This is a genomic window from Pseudomonas sp. GW822-FHT01E03 (assembly GCF_058802985.1).
On record NZ_JBXAOQ010000004.1, the window covers coordinates 375,791 to 395,475 of the forward strand.

The 19,685-nt window shown below is 60.8% G+C and carries 17 protein-coding genes; 9 read left to right on the forward strand and 8 right to left on the reverse strand.

Annotation, left to right across the window (positions count from 1 at the left end; translation table 11 throughout):
- Positions 1-54: 54 nt before the first annotated feature.
- The 8 genes from AC1RP7_RS10520 to gap all read right to left on the reverse strand — a co-directional run bounded on the left by AC1RP7_RS10520 (position 55) and on the right by gap (position 8,198).
- Complete coding sequence (locus tag AC1RP7_RS10520; protein WP_493181194.1) at positions 55-789, reverse strand: hypothetical protein; 735 nt, start codon at positions 787-789, stop codon at positions 55-57.
- A gap of 147 nt (positions 790-936) precedes the next feature.
- Entirely contained in the window at positions 937-1,326 is a 390-nt protein-coding gene (locus AC1RP7_RS10525; RefSeq protein ID WP_493181193.1) for a YbaN family protein, read from the reverse strand.
- Between the two features lie 160 nt (positions 1,327-1,486).
- Positions 1,487-2,095, reverse strand: coding sequence for a biliverdin-producing heme oxygenase (locus tag AC1RP7_RS10530; RefSeq protein WP_493181192.1), 609 nt, complete (start codon positions 2,093-2,095; stop codon positions 1,487-1,489).
- Between the two features lie 114 nt (positions 2,096-2,209).
- Positions 2,210-4,777, reverse strand: a complete 2,568-nt coding sequence (locus tag AC1RP7_RS10535; RefSeq protein WP_493181191.1) for a TonB-dependent receptor — start codon at positions 4,775-4,777, stop codon at positions 2,210-2,212.
- A gap of 122 nt (positions 4,778-4,899) precedes the next feature.
- Positions 4,900-5,865: a FecR family protein gene (locus AC1RP7_RS10540; protein WP_057713541.1), complete on the reverse strand. Its 966-nt coding sequence runs from the start codon at positions 5,863-5,865 to the stop codon at positions 4,900-4,902.
- A 120-nt stretch (positions 5,866-5,985) separates the two neighbouring features.
- Positions 5,986-6,504 (reverse strand): RNA polymerase sigma factor, encoded by a 519-nt coding sequence (locus AC1RP7_RS10545; RefSeq protein ID WP_349735187.1) that lies wholly within the window; start codon positions 6,502-6,504, stop codon positions 5,986-5,988.
- A 77-nt stretch (positions 6,505-6,581) separates the two neighbouring features.
- Positions 6,582-7,046 carry a methylglyoxal synthase gene (locus AC1RP7_RS10550; RefSeq protein WP_057713543.1) on the reverse strand — a complete coding sequence of 155 codons (465 nt, stop codon included), beginning with the start codon at positions 7,044-7,046 and terminating at the stop codon, positions 6,582-6,584.
- Between the two features lie 150 nt (positions 7,047-7,196).
- Entirely contained in the window at positions 7,197-8,198 is a 1,002-nt protein-coding gene (gene gap, locus AC1RP7_RS10555) for a type I glyceraldehyde-3-phosphate dehydrogenase (RefSeq protein WP_057713544.1), read from the reverse strand.
- A 220-nt stretch (positions 8,199-8,418) separates the two neighbouring features.
- On the opposite strand from gap, the gene edd reads away from it, so the two are divergent.
- The 9 genes from edd to AC1RP7_RS10600 all read left to right on the forward strand — a co-directional run bounded on the left by edd (position 8,419) and on the right by AC1RP7_RS10600 (position 19,632).
- Positions 8,419-10,245: a phosphogluconate dehydratase gene (gene edd, locus AC1RP7_RS10560; RefSeq protein ID WP_057713545.1), complete on the forward strand. Its 1,827-nt coding sequence runs from the start codon at positions 8,419-8,421 to the stop codon at positions 10,243-10,245.
- Positions 10,242-11,201, forward strand: coding sequence for a glucokinase (locus tag AC1RP7_RS10565; RefSeq protein ID WP_493181190.1), 960 nt, complete (start codon positions 10,242-10,244; stop codon positions 11,199-11,201). Before edd ends, AC1RP7_RS10565 begins: the two co-directional genes overlap by 4 nt.
- Positions 11,202-11,387: 186 nt before the next feature.
- Positions 11,388-12,119, forward strand: coding sequence for a response regulator (locus AC1RP7_RS10570; RefSeq protein ID WP_008050538.1), 732 nt, complete (start codon positions 11,388-11,390; stop codon positions 12,117-12,119).
- A 31-nt stretch (positions 12,120-12,150) separates the two neighbouring features.
- Entirely contained in the window at positions 12,151-13,578 is a 1,428-nt protein-coding gene (locus AC1RP7_RS10575) for an ATP-binding protein (RefSeq protein ID WP_218543368.1), read from the forward strand.
- A gap of 267 nt (positions 13,579-13,845) precedes the next feature.
- The gene (locus AC1RP7_RS10580; protein WP_493181189.1) at positions 13,846-15,105 is read left to right on the forward strand and encodes a D-mannose isomerase; all 1,260 of its coding nucleotides are present in this window, start codon (positions 13,846-13,848) and stop codon (positions 15,103-15,105) included.
- Positions 15,106-15,222: 117 nt separating this feature from the next.
- Positions 15,223-16,521 carry an ABC transporter substrate-binding protein gene (locus tag AC1RP7_RS10585; RefSeq protein WP_493181188.1) on the forward strand — a complete coding sequence of 433 codons (1,299 nt, stop codon included), beginning with the start codon at positions 15,223-15,225 and terminating at the stop codon, positions 16,519-16,521.
- Between the two features lie 200 nt (positions 16,522-16,721).
- Positions 16,722-17,630, forward strand: coding sequence for a carbohydrate ABC transporter permease (locus AC1RP7_RS10590; protein WP_007974433.1), 909 nt, complete (start codon positions 16,722-16,724; stop codon positions 17,628-17,630).
- Positions 17,623-18,468 (forward strand): carbohydrate ABC transporter permease, encoded by an 846-nt coding sequence (locus AC1RP7_RS10595; protein WP_007974434.1) that lies wholly within the window; start codon positions 17,623-17,625, stop codon positions 18,466-18,468. The genes AC1RP7_RS10590 and AC1RP7_RS10595 overlap by 8 nt, the downstream gene beginning before the upstream one ends.
- A 3-nt stretch (positions 18,469-18,471) precedes the next feature.
- Entirely contained in the window at positions 18,472-19,632 is a 1,161-nt protein-coding gene (locus AC1RP7_RS10600) for an ABC transporter ATP-binding protein (RefSeq protein ID WP_493181187.1), read from the forward strand.
- Positions 19,633-19,685: the final 53 nt, after the last annotated feature.

Genomic DNA, 19,685 nt, shown 5'->3' on the forward strand with positions numbered 1-19,685 from the left:
TATTCCCGGCAATGCGGTGATGTACACCGCTTTGCCGGGCTTTTTTTCAAACGATCAGGCCTCGATGTGCAGTCCCTGCTTTCTCTCGCTCGGGTCCTTTTCGGCTTTTTTATGCAATTGATCCAGCCAGGAGTCTGAACTTCCCAGGTCCAGCGCACCTTTGTTCAGCAATAATCCATAGTCAATCATGTTGTGGAAGTTGCTCAGGTCCAGTTTCACCTTGCCCTCGAACTGTGGCTTATCCAGTTGAATCAACTCGATTACGGTCTTGGCGTGCTTGAAGCTCAGGGGTTGCAAGCCTTTGGCCTCGTTCAACAGGGTATTCAATATTTCCTCATCCCTGGCAGTCAGGGTGTCGGGGGGCGAAGTGACTTTCAACTGACCGTCTTCGGCCACGGTGAAGCCCATTACGTTATGGGCCAGGCCAGACCATTTGTTTTGCAGGTCTTTTTTGAAGTCGGAGTAAATCTCATCCATTTTTTTGAGCATCAAATTTGCCTGGAATTCATGATGCCTAATCATTGAATATCTAAAGCTTTCAATCAGGGGAGGTAGGTCATAGAACCCGTTAATTGATTCGAGCTCATTCAAAAGCTCCTCCACCTCATCCAGTTTTTCGCTACTGAGATTTCTAGGCTCACTTCGAGGAGCTCGGAGTTTCTCTATGGTCAGCTTTAACCTGTCATCCATTACCGGAGTGTCGACTTTCTCAAGCTGGGCTTTTTCCGGGCTCGCCTTCACTGTTTGCGGATACGGAATTTGAAAAGATGCAGCGTCACTTACATTCATGTCAGCTTCTCATTGTGTGGGTTCATGGTGCTTAACGGCCAAACCCGGTCATGGATGACCTGATAAACACGTAGGAGAAGTCCGAACAGGAAGTAGGTACTTTCAAGCATGCCGTTGTCGGCTGTCACAGGGCGGTTTGAAGAGGTTTCAGGTGACTTGCGGCAGTGATTCCGGTCGTGACCAGATCCACAGATTGCCCAGCCCCATCCCGGCAATCGCCAGATAGATCGGCCAACCGTGATCGAGCACCACCAACATGAGACCGGCACATAACAGCATGCTGACAGTGGCGCTGACTTTTGCCCGGCGCGCGATGATCTTGCCGTTGCGCCAGTTATGGAGGATGGGGCCGAACAGCCGGTGGTTTTCCAGCCAGGCACTCAGGCGCGGCGAACTGCGGGTCGCGGCCCAGGCGGCCAGCAGGATGAACTCGGTGGTTGGCAGGCCGGGTATGACGATGGCGATCAGGCCGATGCCCAGGCTGACATAGGCCAGCAGGCCGAAGAGGAGGCGGGAGAGTCTGGAGGAGGCTGGCATGGGCTCAAGGCAACATGTGAGGCTGATCGAAATCTTACGGATTTGCTTCGCTCCTTGTGGGAGCGAGCTTGCTCGCGATAGGGGGGTATCAGTCGACAGTAATGCTGTCTGGAATACCGTCATCGCGAGCAAGCTCGCTCCCACAGGGGAATGTGGTATGTCAGGCGACTTCCGGAGCGCTGGCGTAAGCCCGCTCCAGCAACACGGTAAAACGGTTGAACGCGTCGATAGCGCCTTTTTCCACTTCGGCTTCTTCCTGGGCGCTGAATGCCAGGCCGTCCAGGGTTTTGACGAAGCTCTTCCAGCCTTCAGCGCGGCCGCCGGCCGGTTCGCCGAGGTGACGGGCGCCGAAGGTTTCGCTCAGGCCAAGGCCCACGGCACGCTTGATGAGGAACGCCGCGCCGAGCTTCGAGCCTTCGGAGACGAAGATCCAGCCCAGGGCCTCGGCCTTGGTCGGGTTCTTCAGTGCACCGGCGACAGGTGCCGGCACGTCGGTGTCCAGGTCCGCGAGGTCGGCCCTGGCTGCATCGGCACGACAGCGGGCCGGCAGGTCCGGGACGATGGCGGTCAGTTCGGTATCGTTGTACAGCGACACCAGTTCCGACTGGAACAGGTACTGCGCCACCACGAAACGGGCGAAATTGGCCGGGGTTTCAAACGGGGCATGAGCCTTGACCAGGGCATCGAGCTTGCTGTGCGGCTCGTGGGTGATCTGGTTCAAACGTTGCGAACGCAGGTTGGGGCGTTGTTCGGTGGCCTGGGTAGTCATGGCAATTCCTTGGAGAAAGAAGAGGCGCTTGGTAACGAGACGAACAGGAAGGCGCCTGACAGTAAAAAATCCTCACCGGGCGGCTTGATGAAACCGCCAGGCGAGATGAGCGGATCAGATATCCCAGATCAGGTTGACCGCAAAGTTGCGACCCGGCTGGGTCAGACGGTCGAGGTTGGCCGGTTGGGTCACCGAGGCTTCGCCGACGCTGTCGTAGCCGCGCACGTCATCCCACAGCCAGTACTTCTTGTCGGTGAGGTTGTAGACGCCGCCGCTGACGGTCACGTCGTCGGTCACCTTGTAGAACGCGCTCAGGTCCAGAATGCCGAAACCGGGCGTCTTGAACTGGGTGCTGGTGCCGTCCGGGGTTTTGAAACTGGTGCTGTCGACGCGGTCTTTCTTTTTCACCAGCGTCCAACTGAGCAAGCCGCCGTAGGTGTCCTGGTCGTAGCCGAGGCCGAATACGCCGGTCAACGGGTTGACGCTGTTGAGCGGCTCGCCGTTGTCGTCGTTGCGACCGTAGGCATAGGCCACCGAGCCCTGGGTGTAGAGGCCTTGCGGCGCGCCGAAGGCGTCCAGGTTCAGGCGTCCCTTGACCTCGGCACCCTTGATGGTGGCGTGCTTGATGTTGTTGCTCTGGAACGTGGTCTCGGTGTAGCCCGGAGTGATGGCGTTCTCGTTAATGAAGTCGCGGTATTTGTTGTAGAACACCGCCACGTCAAACGAGCCCTGCTCGAAGTTGCCGCGCAAACCCGTCTCGTAGCTTTTGCTTTTTTCCGGTTCGAGGTCAGGATTAGGCGCTACCCGATAGCCGCCGGCGATGTTTTCGAAACGACCGTACAACGCCTTGGCGGTCGGGGTGCGGAAGCCTTCGGCGTATTGGCCGTACCAGGTGTAGTGATCGTTGAAGCTGTAGGTGGTGCCGAACTTCGGCGACAGGCGATGCCAGGTCTTGGTCTCGTCGCTCACTGTGCCGTTGCCGCTCTGGTCGGCGGTGGCCAGGAACTCTTCGGTGATGTGCGGCTTGAGCTCGGTGTAGTCGTAGCGAGCACCTGGCGCAAAGGTCCAGTTGCCCCAGCTGATCAGATCCTGGGCGAACAGGCTGTAGCTGTTGACGGTCGGGTCCGGGAAGTCACTGGCGGGTGTCAGCGTGTCGGTGGCACTAGGGGCGCCAATGACCCGGCAGGATCCGGCCACGGTCAGGCAGGTGCCGGTGCCGGTACGCAGGCCGGTGATTTTGTCCTGCTTGATGGTGGTGCCATAGGTGACGAGGTGGTCGGTGTCGGCGATGGCAAACGACTTGTCAGCCTGGGCATCGAATACCCATTGGCGGTCCTTGTAGGTGGTATCGCGGTTACGCAGCACGGTTCGTGACGGCGGCGCGTAGATTTCCTCGGTGCTCTGGTCGGTCTTGGCGATCTGGTAGTTCAGCGTCCACTTGATGTTGTCGGCCAGGGCGCTGTCCAGACCGAAGCTGTGTTCCAGGCCAAAGCGTTCGCGGGTGATCGTGTCGTTACCGGTACGGGACTTGTAGTAGCCGAAACCGCGTCCGGCATTGAACGGGCCGCCCACTGCGCTTAATTGATTGGTGTCGCGGTCGTCCTTGTAATGCTCATAGGTCAGGCCCAGGCGCGCGTCGTCAGCGTAATTCCAGCCCAGTTTGGCCAGCACGCTGGTGGTGCGAGCGTCCTGGGGGTTGGCTTCAGTACGGTTCAGGCCAGTGCCGCCGGTTTCGCCATAGGACTCTGTTTCATGACCGTTGCGTTGACTGAGATGCAACAGGCCATCGAGCTCGCCTGTACGGCCGGCGACGGTGCCGGACGTCAGCCAGCTGTCGTCGGCGGAGCTGTAGCCGGTTTTCAGGCGCGCGCCGACATCCTTGCCCGGTTTGATGATGTCGTCCGGGTCCAGCGTGTAGTAGCTGACGGCGCCGCCAATGGCATTGCTGCCGTACAAAACAGAGGCCGGGCCACGGAGGATTTCCACACGCTTGACGATTTCCGGGTCGACATAGTTGCGGTTGGTCTGGGCATAGGGGCCGTTGAAGAAGCCGTCGGGTACCTGCACGCCATCGACCTGGGTCAGCACGCGGTCGCCATCGATGCCGCGAATGTTGTAGCCGGTGATACCGGCCCGCTGGCCTGCGCCGCCTACCGAAACACCGGGTTCGTAGCGCACCAGCTCCTTGATGGTATTGACGTTGTTGCGGTCCAGATCTTCGCGAGTGTAGACAGAGACCGTGCTCGGCACGCTATTCACAGACTGTTCGTTACGGGTGGCGCTGATGGTCACCTGATCGAGATTGAGGGCGCTGCTACCACTGCGCTTTTCCAGAACGATGCTGTTGTTGCCCAGTTTGCGATAGCCCAGGTTGGTCCCCACCAACAGGCGATCCAGGGCTTTCTCCGGCGACAGGGAACCGCGCACTCCCGGCGAGGCCACACCTTGTGCCAGCTCCGACGACACACCGATCTGCCAGCCCGTTACGGTGGTAAAGGCATTGAGTGCCGACACCAGTGATTGCTGGGGAATGGCGAACGAGTAGTCGCCCATTTTGCGGGTCGACTGCTCGGTGGCGGTGGCGGCCATGAGCGGTGCGGTACCGGCCATCAGGATGGCGGCGGTCAGCAGCGACAGCACGCGGGAAGGTGTAGGGGCTTGGCGGGTAAGGCGAGGGGACATCGATAGCGCTCCGTGTCGCACGAATCTTTATAGGTGCTGATTGGCATGGTGAGATGCGAATCAATTGCATTGGCTATAACGAGACGTACGGGGTTTGGCTATCGAGTAAAAATAATTCTCATTCAGTTCAGGATGACCAGCGCCGGGAATTCCTGGAGCCGGGCCGAGGTGATGTGGGCCAGGGAGCGAACCACGTCCAGCGGCTGATCGAGACGGTAGTTGCCGGTCACGGTGACATCGGCCAACTGTTCGTTGTTGTTGATGATCCAGCCCGGGTAATAGCGGCGAAGTTCTGCCAGTACCTGGTTCAACGGGCAGTTTTCGAACACCAGCCGTCCCTGGACCCACGCCAGGTCGGTGGCGGCATCCAGCTTGGCCGGGCGGTCGAAGCCGTTGGGGCCGATGCGAATGCTTTCCCCGGCGGACAAGCGTACCCGCGCGTCATCCCGAGTGGCGCGCAAGTCGACGTCGCCGCGCTGTACCTGCACCTGCGCCACGCCGTCCAGGTAACTCACGGCAAATGCGGTATCGCGAACGCTGGCCGTGACCGGGCCGGCGTCGATTTCCAGTGGTTGGCCGCGATTGGCCTGCACTTCGAAAAACGCTTCGCCCTGATACAGGCGGGCAACACGTTGCTGGTCGTTGATGGTGCTTGAGAACGCCGAATTGGTATTGAGCAGAACCCTGGAACCGTCCTCCAGTTGCAAGCGCTGGCGCTCGCCGACCACAGTCAGGTGATCGGCCTGCAGGCGCATCGGCAAACTGCTGAAACTGAACAGCCCGAGCAGCAGCACGGCGGCGGTGGCCAGTGGTTTCCAGTGCGGACGCAGACGGGCGAGGACAGTGACTTTCGCCGGACGGGCGGCCAGGCTTTGCGCGCATTGCGCCACTTGCGGGCCGTCCCAGATCGCCTGGGCCTTGGCGAACGCCTGGGCATTCAACGGATCGGCGTCGAGCCATGCATGGAATTGGCGGCTCTGCTCCTCGTCGGGACTGCCGAGCACAATCAGCCAGTCCAGGGCCTGGTCCATCGCGCTTGCGGGGTCCTGCGCCGATGAAGGCTCGGGGGAGCGGTGGTTGTCCGTCACGGTGTTTCCTCGGCAGTGTCTGTGCACGGCTGTTTTTTTAGTGAAGCGTAAAAGTGGGCCAAGGGTAGCAAAGCCCGATGATCAGCGCAGTCGGTCCAGGTAAGCGCAGGGCCTTGGCGCTCAGTTGGCGTTCAAGCGATCGGCAACCCCGATGCAGATCGACATGATCAGTTTGAGTTCTTTCTGCACGGTGCTGAGGGACACGTTCAACTCCTCGGCGATTTCCTGGTAACTGTGCCCGTGCAGGCGGCTGAGGATGAAAATCCGCTGTTGGCGGGTGCTGAGTTCACTGAGGCTCACGTTCAAACGCTCCAGCAATTGTTCGGCGTGGGCGGCGTCTTCGGCGCTGCTGGTGGCGGCGGCGATGCTGTGCATCACCTCCTGCGGCACGTCGTCGACCATGGTGCGCGAATGGATGCGTCGCGCGCGCAAATGGTCCAGCGCCAGGTTGCGCGCCGTCTGGAAGACAAAGGGCTCAAGATGATCGATGGCCCGTTCGCTCAATGCCCGGGTCACCCGCAGGTAAGTTTCCTGCAAGAGGTCTTCAGCGGTGCTGTGATTGTTGACCATCCGCTCCAGCGTGCGCAGCAGGGAGGTGCGCTGGGTGAGGAAAACGTGGTTGAAGCGCGACTGACTCACGGGAGAACCTGATCCATTTCGAGTAGATGATAATGCTTATCATCTACTCGAGTGGTCAAGCACTGATTTGTGACGCTTTACGCGCGACCTTGCAAATAGGTGGCGTAATCGGGAATCCGATGGAGGTGCGCCTGATCCATCAGCGGGCTGCTGAGCAGGTAGTCGGCGCTGCATTCGTTACACGCCACCGGGATGTTCCACACTGCCGCGACCCGCAGCAACGCCTTGATATCCGGGTCGTGGGGCTGTGGCTCGAACGGGTCCCAGAAGAACACCAGCATGTCGACCCGCTGCTCGGCGATTTGCGCACCGAGCTGCTGGTCGCCGCCCAGTGGCCCGCTGATCATGCTTTGCACCGGCAGATCGAGGCGTTGTTGCAACAACAACCCCGTGGTGCCGGTGGCGACCAGATCATGCTGGGCCAGTCTGTCTTTTTGCCGTTCGGCCCAGTCCAGCAAGAACACCTTGCAGTGGTCATGGGCAACCAGGGCGATACGCTTGCGCGCCGCCATGGTCTTTTGCGTAAAGCTGATGCCGATCATCGATGCTGGCTCCAGAAATGACACGTACCCTGTAGGAGCGAGCTTGCTCGCGATGGATGCAAGGGCCCCGCGTTCATTCAGGCTACCCTTGTCATCGTTCACGACCAGCGCGAGCAAGCTCGCTCCTACAAGAAGGAAGGGACGTGCTGCTTATTCGGCGTTGCACAGCGCCAGGCAGTTATCGAGCATGCGGTTGGAGAAGCCCCATTCGTTGTCATACCACGCCAGTACCTTGAGCAATTTGCCGCTGGATTTGGTGTGGTTGGCGTCGAAGATCGACGACAGCGGGTTGTGGTTGAAGTCGCTGGAGACCAGCGGCAGGGTGTTGTACCCAAGGATCTTCGAGTGCTGGCTGGCTTCTTTCATCAGCGCATTGACCTCAGCGGCCGAAGCTTCGCGCTTGAGCTGCACCGTCAGGTCCACCAGCGATACATTGATGACCGGTACGCGCACCGACATGCCTGTCAATTTGCCCGCCAGTTCCGGCAGCACCAGGCCCACCGCTTCAGCAGCACCGGTCTTGCTCGGGATCATGTTCTGGGTGGCCGAACGGGCGCGGTACGGATCGACGTGATAGACGTCGGTCAGGTGCTGGTCGTTGGTATAGGCGTGAATGGTGGTCATCAGACCGCTTTCGATGCCCAGTTCGCGGTGCAGCACCTGGGCCACCGGGGCCAGGCAGTTGGTGGTGCACGACGCGTTGGAAATGATCTGGTGCGATTGGCGCAGAATGTCGTGGTTCACCCCGTAGACGACGGTGGCGTCGGCGCCTTTGGCCGGGGCAGAGATAATCACTTTGCGCGCGCCCGCCGTAATATGCGCAGCGGCCTTGGCCCGGTCGGTGAACAGACCGGTGCATTCGAACACCACATCAATCTTTTCCGCGGCCCAAGGCAAGTCGGCCGGGTTGCGGATGGCACTGACCGAAATACGGTCGCCGTTGACCGTCAGGCTCTCCTGGTCGTGCTGGACATCGGCATCGAATGTGCCGTGAACGGTGTCGTACTTGAGCAGATGAGCGTTGATCGCGCTGTCGCCCAGGTCGTTGATGGCGACGATCTGCAGATCCTGACGGTAGCCCTGGGTATAGAGTGCGCGCAGGACATTACGGCCGATGCGGCCAAAACCATTGATTGCGATTCGAAGAGTCATAGTGCGGCGCTACCGTCGTTTTGTTGTTGGAATTACAAGATTATTCGTAAAAAAATAGAAAACAAGCCTTTTTGATGGCAATATTTTGTTCGATCTACAACGAGCGACCTGAATCAACTGGTCCGAATGGTCAAATAAACCGTCTGTCATCCCATCGACACCGGCCTTTGATCAGCATAGACAATCAGGTCGCCACATCCGTTAGCCTGGAGTTCTACACATGCATCCCCGCGTCCTTGAGGTCACTGAACGGCTTATCGCCCGCAGCCGCGCCACGCGTGAGGCCTACCTTGCATTGATCCGCGGTGCGGCCAGCGACGGTCCGATGCGCGGCAAGCTGCAGTGCGCCAACTTCGCCCATGGCGTGGCCGGTTGCGGCAGCGACGACAAGCACAGCCTGCGGATGATGAACTCCGCGAACATCGCGATAGTTTCGTCATATAACGACATGCTCTCGGCACACCAGCCGTACGAAGTCTTCCCCGAACTGATCAAGAAAGCCCTGCGCGAAATCGGCTCCGTCGGTCAGTTCGCCGGTGGCACGCCGGCCATGTGCGATGGCGTGACCCAGGGCGAGCCGGGCATGGAGCTGAGCCTGCCGAGCCGCGAAGTGATCGCGTTGTCCACTGCCGTGGCGCTGTCCCACAACATGTTCGACGGCGCGCTGCTGCTCGGCATCTGCGACAAGATCGTGCCGGGCCTGATGATGGGTGCGCTGCGCTTCGGCCATCTGCCGATGATCTTCGTGCCGGGCGGGCCGATGGTGTCGGGCATTTCCAACAAGCAGAAAGCCGATGTGCGCCAGAAGTACGCCGAAGGCAAGGCGACTCGCGAAGAGCTGCTGGAATCGGAAATGAAGTCCTACCACAGCCCTGGCACCTGCACCTTCTACGGCACCGCCAACACCAACCAGTTGCTGATGGAAGTCATGGGCCTGCATCTGCCGGGCGCGTCCTTCGTCAACCCGAACACGCCGTTGCGCGATGCCTTGACCCGCGAAGCCGCGCACCAGGTCACGCGCCTGACCAAGCAGAACGGCGACTTCATGCCGATCGGCGAAATCGTCGACGAGCGTTCGCTGGTCAACTCGATTGTCGCGTTGCATGCCACGGGCGGTTCGACCAACCACACCCTGCACATGCCGGCCATCGCCATGGCGGCGGGCATTCAATTGACCTGGCAGGACATGGCCGACCTCTCCGAAGTCGTGCCGACCCTGAGCCACGTCTACCCGAACGGCAAAGCCGACATCAACCACTTCCAGGCTGCGGGCGGCATGTCGTTCCTGATCCGTGAACTGCTGGAAGCCGGGCTGCTCCACGAAAACGTCAACACCGTGATGGGCCACGGCCTGAGCCGCTACACCCAGGAGCCGTTCCTCGACAATGGCCAACTGGTCTGGCGTGAAGGCGTGACCGACAGCCTCGACGAAAGCATCCTGCGTCCGGTCGCCCGTGCATTCTCGGCCGAAGGCGGCCTGCGGGTGATGGAAGGCAACCTGGGTCGTGGCGTGATGAAAGTCTCCGCCGTGGCCGTGGAAAACCAGATCGTCGAAGCGCCGGCCATGGTGTTCCAGGATCAGCAGGACCTGGCCGATGCGTTCAAGGCCGGTTTGCTGGAGAAGGATTTTGTCGCGGTGATGCGCTTCCAGGGCCCGCGCTCCAACGGCATGCCAGAGCTGCACAAGATGACGCCGTTCCTCGGCGTGTTGCAGGATCGCGGCTTCAAAGTCGCGCTGGTGACCGACGGGCGCATGTCCGGCGCGTCGGGGAAAATCCCGGCGGCCATTCATGTCAGCCCCGAAGCTTATGTCGGCGGCGCTTTGGCGCGGGTACAAGAGGGCGATATCATCCGCGTCGATGGCGTCAAAGGCACCCTGGAGCTTAAGGTGGACGCCGAAGAATTCGCAGCGCGCACGCCGGCCAAGGGCCTGTTGGGCAACAACATCGGCACCGGTCGCGAGCTGTTCGGTTTCATGCGCATGGCCTTCAGCTCGGCGGAGCAGGGCGCCAGCGCCTTTACTTCTGCTCTGGAGACGCTTAATTGAAACTGGCTTTGGTCGGTGACATCGGTGGGACCAACGCACGTTTCGCGTTGTGGAAAAACCAGCAGCTGGAATCGGTCCAGGTGCTGGCAACGGCAGATTTCCCCAGCCCTGTCGATGCGATCAGCCTGTACCTTAATGGTCTGGGGCTGGCGCCGGGTTCGATCGGTTCGGTGTGCCTGTCGGTGGCGGGCCCGGTGAGTGGTGACGAATTCAGGTTCACCAACAATCACTGGCGCCTGAGCCGCAAGGGCTTTTGCCAGACCTTGCAGGTGGATCAGCTGTTGTTGGTCAACGACTTCTCGGCCATGGCCCTGGGTATGACCCGTCTGCAGCCCGGCGAATTCCGCGTGGTCTGCGAAGGCACGCCGGAGCCGTTGCGCCCGGCGGTGGTGATTGGCCCGGGCACAGGCCTGGGCGTCGGCACCTTGCTCGATTTGGGCGCGGGCCGTTTTGCCGCGCTGCCGGGGGAGGGCGGTCACGTCGATCTGCCATTGAGCAGCCCGCGTGAAACACAGCTCTGGCAGCACATCTTCAACGAAATTGGCCATGTCAGTGCGGAAACAGCCTTGAGCGGTGGCGGCTTGCCCCGTGTCTATCGGGCGATCTGTGCGGTGGACGGGCACACGCCGGTGCTCGACACACCGGAAGCCATCACCGCTGCCGGGCTGGCGGGCGACCCGATTGCCGTGGAAGTGCTTGAACAGTTCTGCTGCTGGCTCGGTCGCGTGGCCGGCAATAACGTGCTGACCACCGGTGGACGCGGTGGCGTGTACATCGTGGGCGGGGTGATTCCGCGCTTTGCCGATTTCTTCCTCGAAAGCGGTTTCGCCCGCTGCTTCGCCGACAAGGGTTGCATGAGCGACTACTTCAAGGGGATTCCGGTGTGGCTGGTGACGGCGCCGTATTCCGGGTTGATGGGCGCGGGTGTGGCGTTGGAACAATCAATCCCCGCTTGAAACCCGATTACCTGTAGGAGCGAGCCTGCTCGCGATGGACGTCAACGATAACGCGTGCTTTCTGAATGTACGCGGTGCCTTCAAGTCCATCGCGAGCAGGCTCGCTCCTACAGTGGTTTTGTGGTGTTTGTAAAATCGGTGCTTAAGGCATAATCCGCCCCAATTCAAACAACAAGGACGCCGCCCGTGAGCTCAGTCAACAAGTCGATTTTGTTGGTCGATGACGATCAAGAGATACGCGAGTTGCTGGATACCTACCTGACCCGCGCCGGTTTCCAGGTACGTACCACGCCCGACGGTGCCGGCTTTCGCCAGGCGCTGAACGAGGCGCCGAGTGATCTGGTGATCCTTGATGTGATGTTGCCCGACGAAGACGGCTTCAGCCTGTGCCGCTGGATTCGCCAGCATCCGCGCCAGGCGCAGGTGCCGATCATCATGCTCACCGCCAGTTCCGACGAAGCCGATCGCGTCATCGGCCTGGAACTGGGCGCCGACGATTACCTCGGCAAGCCCTTCAGCCCACGGGAGTTGCAGGCACGGATCAAGGCGTTGCTGCGCCGCGCGCAGTTCGGTCAGGAGCGCAGTGGCGGCGAAGTGCTGGCCTTCGATGACTGGCGGCTGGACATGGTCAGCCATCGGCTGTTTCACATCGACGGCGAAGAGGTGATTCTCTCGGGCGCCGATTTCGCGCTGCTGAAACTGTTCCTCGATCATCCACAGGAAATCCTCGACCGCGACACCATCGGCAACGCCACCCGCGGCCGCGAACTGATGCCCCTGGATCGCATCGTCGACATGGCGGTCAGCCGGTTGCGCCAGCGTCTGCGCGACACGGAAAAACCGCCACGGCTGATCCGCACCGTGCGTGGCAGCGGCTACCAACTGGCGGCCAACGTGGTTGCCAGCAATGGTCACTGAGGCTTTGCGCAAGCTCGCCGCCAAGGTGCCGATGCCGCGTTCGCTGCTCGGGCGGATGTTGCTGTTGACCCTGCTGGCGGTGTTGTTCGCCCAGGCATTGTCGAGTGTGATCTGGGTGTCGCAACTGCGCGCCACGCAGCTCGAGGGCCTGGTCACCAGTGCCCGCAGCCTGGCCCATTCAATGACCGCCAGCGTCAGTTATTTCCGTTCGTTGCCGGTGGCGTTTCGGCCCCTGGTGCTCGATCAATTGCGCAGCATGGGTGGCACCCGGTTCGTGGTGACGCTCAACGACAAACCCCTGGGCATGGAAGTGCTGCCCAACACCCCGCGTAAAGAGGCGGTGCTCAAGGCGGTTGACGAAGTGCTGCGCCAGTCCCTCGGCCAGGACACGGACATCTCGGTGACCTTCGTCAGCCCGGAAGACCTGCGCATCTTCAATGGCGGCCTGAAGCTCGATGAGTTGCCACGTTCCTGGGCGCACTACGCGCTGACCCTGGAACCGGTGAACCCGCCAGTGCTGGTCACGCAGATCCAGATGGCGCCGGGGGAATGGCTGTACATCGCCTCGCTGCTGCCCGAGCCCTACACCAGTCTTGAAGAGCAGGGCCTGCCGGCGCAGCAGGTGTGGTTCATCGTCCTGACCAGCAGCTTTTTGCTGTTGTTCATCGGCCTGCTGGTGCACTGGCAGAGTCGTCCGCTCAAGCGCCTGGCGCGGGCGGCGCGGGACCTGTCGTTGGGGGCCGACGTGGAACCGGTGGCCGAGGGCGGTGGCAGCGAAGTGGTCGAGGTCGGGCGCGCCTTCAACACCATGCGCGAGCGCATCAGCCGTTACCTGACCGAACGCAGCCAGTTGTTCAGCGCCATTTCCCACGACCTGCGCACGCCGATCACCCGCTTGCGCCTGCGGGTTGAATTGCTCGAAGACGAAACACTGCAAGCCAAGTTCGGGCGCGATCTGGACGAGCTGGAGTTGCTGGTCAAGGGCGCGCTGCAATGCGTGAAAGACACCGACATCCACGAGAACATCGAGCCGGTGGATCTCAACCATGTGCTCGACTGTCTGGTGGAACCCTATCTCGCGCCGAACGGCAACGGCCGCGTGACCCAGCAGGGGCGGGCACTGGCGGCATACCCGGGCAAACCGCTGGCGCTCAAGCGCTGCATCGGCAACCTGATCGACAATGCGCTGAAGTACGGGCAGAACGCGCACCTGCACATCGATGACGACGAAAGCGCGTTCATCCTGCATGTCGATGACGAGGGGCCGGGCGTGCCGGAGCAGCGCCTGGAGCAGGTGTTCGAACCGCACTTCCGCCTGGCCGGGCAGCAGCAGGGTTACGGCTTGGGGTTGGGGATTGCCCGCAACATTGCCCATAGCCATGGTGGTGAGGTGAGTTTGCAGAATTTGCGTGAAGGCGGGTTGCGGGTAACGTTGCAGTTGCCCCGCTCAGTGGATTGACACCGCCCTGTGGCGAGGGGGCTTGCCCCCGTTGGACCGCGAAGCGGTCCCAAAACCATCACCCACAGACTGCCTGTAAAAATCAGGTCGCTGATTTTACGACTGCTGCGCAGCCGGACGGGGGCAAGCCCCCTCGCCACAAGTATTTCACTCAATGTCTGTGTCCATTGTCACAAGCTGGTGACATAACCCACCCCCTTCGTTACAAGCCGACCTTCGTCCGTTGTTTATGCTGCCCCACAGTCATAACAACAAAAAAGGTACGCCATGGACACCTTCCAACCGGTCTTCAGCAGTTGGCTGAACGCACCTGCCCATCAGCAATGGCTCGCCACCGAAGGCTTGCGCCTGCTGACCTTCGCCAAGGCTTCGAAACTGCCTGAAGGCTTCGGCAACCTCGATGAAAAAGGCCGCCTCCCGCCTGATGCGCAAGCCCAGACCATGAACACCGCGCGCATGACCCACAGCTTCGCCATGGCCCATGTCCAAGGGCTGCCGGGCTTTGCCGAGCTGGTGGATCACGGTGTCGCGGCACTGCGCGGGCCACTGCGGGATGCGCTGCATGGCGGTTGGTTCGCGACTGCCGAACATCGCGACGGCAATACCGGCAAGAACGCCTATCTGCATGCCTTCGTCGCGCTGGCCGCCAGTTCTGCGGTGGTCGCGCAGCGCCCCGGTGCGCAAGCGTTGCTCGATGACGCGATCGATATCATCGACACTTATTTCTGGAGCGAAGAAGAAGGCGCGATGCGCGAGTCTTTCAATCGCGACTGGAGCGAAGAGGAGGCGTACCGGGGCGCCAACAGCAACATGCACGCCACCGAGGCCTTCCTCGCCCTGGCCGATGTCACCGATGACAACCGTTGGCTCAGCCGTGCCCATCGGATTGTCGAGCGCGTAATTCATGGCCACGCCGCTGCCAACGATTACCTGGTGATCGAGCATTTCGACCGCGCCTGGCAGCCACTGCGGGACTACAACCGCGACAACCCGGCCGACGGCTTCCGCCCCTACGGCACCACCCCGGGCCATGGTTTCGAGTGGGCGCGGCTGTTGCTGCATCTCGAAGCTTCGCGGGTGAGGGCCGGGATGCTCACGCCGGGCTGGCTGGTCACCGATGCGCAAAAACTGTTCGAGCACAATTGCCTCCATGGCTGGGACGTCGATGGCGCGCCGGGCATTGTCTACACCCTGGACTGGGACAACAAAGCGGTGGTCCGCCATCGCCTGCACTGGACCCATTGTGAAGCCAGTGCAGCCGCCAGTGCGCTGCTCAAACGCACCGGTGAAGAGCAATACGAACACTGGTACCGACTGTTCTGGGAGTTCTGTGACAGTCATTTCATCGACCGCGAAGACGGCAGCTGGCATCACGAACTCGACCCGCTGAACCGTCCGAGTGCCGATATCTGGCCCGGCAAGCCTGATCTTTACCACGCCTGGCAAGCCGTGCTGATTCCGCGCCTGGCGCTGGCGCCGAGCATGGCCACGGCGCTGACGCAGCCGTCCCAGAGCGGTTCTATGTAACCATGCGGTGACATTCGCGCATCCCTTCGTTACCTGCGAGGGGATATCCCCTGTTTAGAATCTTATGCAGCGCAAGCAACAGACTTGCATGCATAACAACAAGAAAGGTGCTCCTAGATGAATGCGATTTCTCGCCTCGCTACTGTCATTTCTCTCGCTTCCCTGTCTGCGCTCCCCCTCAGTGTCCTGGCCGCCGAATCCAAAGGTTCCGTTGAAGTCGTTCACTGGTGGACTTCCGGTGGTGAAAAAGCAGCGGTCGATGTCCTGAAGGCTCAAGTCGAAAAAGACGGCTTCACCTGGAAGGACGGCGCAGTCGCCGGCGGTGGCGGTTCCACGGCCATGACCGTACTCAAAAGTCGTGCCGTAGCCGGCAACCCGCCGGGCGTTGCACAGATCAAAGGCCCGGACATCCAGGAGTGGGGCAGCACTGGCCTGCTCAGCACCGACGCGTTGAAAGACGTTTCCAAGGCGGAAAACTGGGATGGCCTGCTGTCGAAGAAAGTCTCCGACACCGTGAAGTACGAAGGTGACTACGTCGCCGTGCCGGTGAACATCCACCGCGTCAACTGGCTGTGGATCAACCCGGAAGTGTTCAAGAAAGCCGGGATCGAAAAAGCCCCGACGACCCTCGAAGAATTCTATGCCGCCGGCGACAAGCTCAAGGCCGCCGGCTTCATTGCGCTCGCCCACGGCGGTCAGCCTTGGCAGGACAGCACCGTGTTCGAAGACGTGGTGCTCTCGGTCATGGGCGCTGACGGTTACAAGAAAGCCCTGGTCGACCTGGACCAGAAAACCCTGTCTGGCCCGGAGATGACCAAGTCGTTCGCCGAGCTGAAAAAAATCACCGGCTACATGGACCCGAACCGCGCCGGTCGTGACTGGAACATCGCCGCCGCCGACGTCATCAATGGCAAGGCCGGCATGCAGATGATGGGCGACTGGGCGAAAAGCGAGTGGACCGCCGCGAAGAAAATCGCCGGCAAGGACTACCAGTGCGTAGCGTTCCCGGGCACCGAAAAAGCCTTCACCTACAACATCGACTCGATGGCGGTGTTCAAGCTCAAGGCCGATCGCAAGGGCGACATCGCTGCCCAGCAAGACCTGGCCAAGGTCGCGTTGGGTACCGACTTCCAGAAAGTCTTCAGCATGAACAAGGGTTCGATCCCGGTGCGTAACGACATGCTGAACGAAATGGACAAGCTCGGCTTCGACGAGTGTGCCCAGAAGTCGGCCAAGGACTTCATCGTGGACGACAAGACCGGCGGCCTGCAACCGAGCATGGCGCACAACATGGCCACCTCCCTGGCCGTGCAGGGCGCGATCTTCGACGTGGTCACCAACTTCATGAACGACAAGAACGCTGACCCGGCCAAGGCCAGCGCCCAACTGGCATCGGCTGTCAAAGCTGCCCAGTAACTCGTAATCGCCGCAGGTGATCCTGCGGCAAACCCCAGAGAGAGCTCCATCCCATTGTGGGAGCGAGCTTGCTCGCGATGGACTACCAGGCACCGCGCCAATCCAGACAGGCCCCGGTGTTCTTGATTCCATCGCGAGCAGGCTCGCTCCTACAGGGGGGAACTCTGTCCGGATTTCACTTCTCCACCTGGATTATCCCGATGAGCTCTGTGGCGGTTTTCAGCAAAGCCTCACCGTTCGATGCGCTGCAACGCTGGTTACCCAAGTTGGTACTCGCGCCGAGCATGCTGATCGTGTTGGTTGGCTTCTACGGTTACATCATCTGGACGTTCATTCTGTCCTTCACCAACTCCAGCTTCATGCCGAGCTACAAGTGGGTCGGCCTGCAGCAATACATGCGCCTGATGGACAACGACCGCTGGTGGGTCGCGAGCAAGAACCTCGCGGTGTTCGGCGGCATGTTCATCGGCATCAGCCTTGTGCTGGGCGTGTTCCTCGCGGTGCTGCTGGATCAGCGCATTCGCAAGGAAGGCTTCATCCGCACCGTCTACCTGTACCCGATGGCGCTGTCGATGATCGTCACCGGTACCGCGTGGAAATGGCTGCTCAACCCAGGCCTGGGCCTGGACAAGATGCTGCGCGACTGGGGCTGGGAAGGCTTCCGTCTCGACTGGCTGGTGGATCAGGATCGCGTGGTCTACTGCCTGGTGATCGCCGCCGTGTGGCAAGCCTCCGGGTTTGTCATGGCGATGTTCCTCGCCGGCCTGCGCGGTGTCGATCAATCGATCATCCGTGCCGCGCAAGTCGATGGCGCGAGCCTGCCGACCATCTACCTGAAGATCGTCCTGCCGAGCCTGCGTCCGGTGTTTTTCAGCGCCTTTATGATCCTGGCGCACATCGCGATCAAGAGCTTCGACCTGGTCGCGGCGATGACTGCGGGCGGTCCGGGTTACTCCTCCGACCTGCCGGCGATGTTCATGTATTCCTTCACCTTCAGCCGTGGCCAGATGGGCATCGGTTCGGCCAGCGCCATGCTGATGCTCGGCGCCGTGCTGACCATCCTCGTGCCGTACCTGTACTCCGAGCTGCGAGGCAAACGCCATGACTAATCAACTCGGAAAATCGGGTATCAGTTTCAGCCGCATCGCGATCTACGCAACTCTGTTGCTGGCGGCAGCGGTGTACTTGATCCCGTTGGTGGTAATGCTGCTGACCAGCTTCAAATCCCCGGAAGACATCCGTACCGGCAACCTGCTGAGCTGGCCGACCGTGATCGACGGCATTGGCTGGATCAAGGCCTGGGACGTGGTCGGCGGCTACTTCTGGAACTCGGTGAAGATCACCGTGCCGGCGGTGCTGATCTCCACGTTCATCGGGGCCATGAACGGCTACGTGCTGTCGATGTGGCGCTTCCGTGGTTCACAGCTGTTCTTCGGTCTGTTGCTGTTCGGCTGCTTCCTGCCGTTCCAGACCGTGCTGCTGCCAGCCTCGTTCACCCTCGGCAAGTTCGGCCTGGCCAACACCACCACTGGCCTGGTGCTGGTGCACGTGGTCTATGGCCTGGCGTTCACCACGCTGTTCTTCCGCAACTACTACGTGAGCATTCCGGATGCGCTGGTCAAGGCCGCACGGCTCGATGGCGCGGGCTTCTTCACGATCTTCCTGAAGATCCTGCTGCCGATGTCGATCCCGATCGTGATGGTCTGCCTGATCTGGCAGTTCACCCAGATCTGGAACGACTTCCTGTTCGGCGTGGTGTTCGCCAGTGGCGACGCCCAGCCAATTACCGTGGCCCTGAACAACCTGGTCAACACCAGCACCGGGGCCAAGGAATACAACGTTGATATGGCCGCCGCGATGATCGCCGGGCTGCCGACACTGCTGGTCTACATATTCGCTGGCAAGTATTTCCTGCGCGGGCTGACGTCCGGCGCGGTCAAGGGGTAGAACATGGCAACTCTCGAATTACGCAACGTCAACAAGACCTACGGCCCCGGTTTGCCGGACACCCTGAAGAACATCGAACTGAAAATCGATGACGGTGAGTTCCTGATCCTGGTCGGCCCGTCGGGCTGCGGCAAGTCGACCTTGATGAACTGCATCGCGGGCCTTGAAACCATCAGCGGTGGCGCGATCCTGGTGGACGACGCCGACATCAGCGGCATGAGCCCCAAGGATCGCGACATCGCCATGGTGTTCCAGTCCTACGCGCTGTACCCGACCATGAGCGTGCGCGACAACATCGCCTTCGGCCTGAAAATCCGCAAAATGCCGGCTGCCGAAATCGACGAAGAAGTCGCTCGGGTTTCCAAGCTGTTGCAGATCGAACACCTGCTCAGCCGCAAGCCCGGCCAGCTCTCCGGCGGCCAGCAACAGCGCGTGGCGATGGGCCGTGCCCTGGCGCGGCGGCCGAAGATTTATCTGTTCGACGAACCGCTGTCCAACCTCGACGCCAAGCTGCGGGTCGAGATGCGCACCGAAATGAAACTGATGCACCAGCGCCTGAAAACCACCACGGTCTACGTGACCCACGACCAGATCGAAGCCATGACCCTGGGCGACAAAGTGGCGGTGATGAAGGACGGGATCATCCAGCAGTTCGGTACGCCGAAGGACATCTACAACAACCCGGCCAACCTGTTCGTGGCGAGCTTCATCGGTTCGCCGCCGATGAACTTCATCCCGCTGCGCCTGCAGCGCAAGGACGGTCGTCTGCTGGCGCTGCTCGACAGCGGTCAGGCCCGTTGCGAATTGCCGCTGGGCATGCAGGACGCCGGTCTTGAAGACCGCGAAGTGATCCTCGGCATCCGCCCTGAGCAGATCATCCTGGCCAACGGCGAAGCAAACGGGTTGCCGACCATTCGTGCCGAAGTCCAGGTCACCGAACCGACCGGGCCCGACACCCTGGTCTTCGTCAATCTCAACGACACCAAGGTCTGCTGCCGCCTGGCGCCGGACGTGGCGCCGGCGGTGGGCGAGACCCTGACCCTGCAATTCGATCCGGCGAAAGTGCTGTTGTTCGATGCGAAAACGGGTGAACGACTGGGCGTCGCCGGCGTAGCGAAAACCGAATCGCACGCTGCCAACGTCGCACAGTTCAAAGGTAGATAGAGATCAATGTGGGAGCGAGCTTGCTCGCGATAGCGGAATGACATTCAACATCT

Bases quoted from the DNA above. Each gene is read 5' to 3' on its own strand.
- AC1RP7_RS10520 (WP_493181194.1), bottom strand. From the start codon at position 789: ATGAATGTAAGTGACGCTGCATCTTTTCAAATTCCGTATCCGCAAACA.
- AC1RP7_RS10525 (WP_493181193.1), bottom strand. From the start codon at position 1,326: ATGCCAGCCTCCTCCAGACTCTCCCGCCTCCTCTTCGGCCTGCTGGCC.
- AC1RP7_RS10530 (WP_493181192.1), bottom strand. From the start codon at position 2,095: ATGACTACCCAGGCCACCGAACAACGCCCCAACCTGCGTTCGCAACGT.
- AC1RP7_RS10535 (WP_493181191.1), bottom strand. From the start codon at position 4,777: ATGTCCCCTCGCCTTACCCGCCAAGCCCCTACACCTTCCCGCGTGCTG.
- AC1RP7_RS10550 (WP_057713543.1), bottom strand. From the start codon at position 7,046: ATGATCGGCATCAGCTTTACGCAAAAGACCATGGCGGCGCGCAAGCGT.
- gap (WP_057713544.1), bottom strand. From the start codon at position 8,198: ATGACTCTTCGAATCGCAATCAATGGTTTTGGCCGCATCGGCCGTAAT.
- edd (WP_057713545.1), top strand. From the start codon at position 8,419: ATGCATCCCCGCGTCCTTGAGGTCACTGAACGGCTTATCGCCCGCAGC.
- AC1RP7_RS10575 (WP_218543368.1), top strand. From the start codon at position 12,151: ATGCCGCGTTCGCTGCTCGGGCGGATGTTGCTGTTGACCCTGCTGGCG.
- AC1RP7_RS10580 (WP_493181189.1), top strand. From the start codon at position 13,846: ATGGACACCTTCCAACCGGTCTTCAGCAGTTGGCTGAACGCACCTGCC.
- AC1RP7_RS10585 (WP_493181188.1), top strand. From the start codon at position 15,223: ATGAATGCGATTTCTCGCCTCGCTACTGTCATTTCTCTCGCTTCCCTG.
- AC1RP7_RS10590 (WP_007974433.1), top strand. From the start codon at position 16,722: ATGAGCTCTGTGGCGGTTTTCAGCAAAGCCTCACCGTTCGATGCGCTG.
- AC1RP7_RS10595 (WP_007974434.1), top strand. From the start codon at position 17,623: ATGACTAATCAACTCGGAAAATCGGGTATCAGTTTCAGCCGCATCGCG.
- AC1RP7_RS10600 (WP_493181187.1), top strand. From the start codon at position 18,472: ATGGCAACTCTCGAATTACGCAACGTCAACAAGACCTACGGCCCCGGT.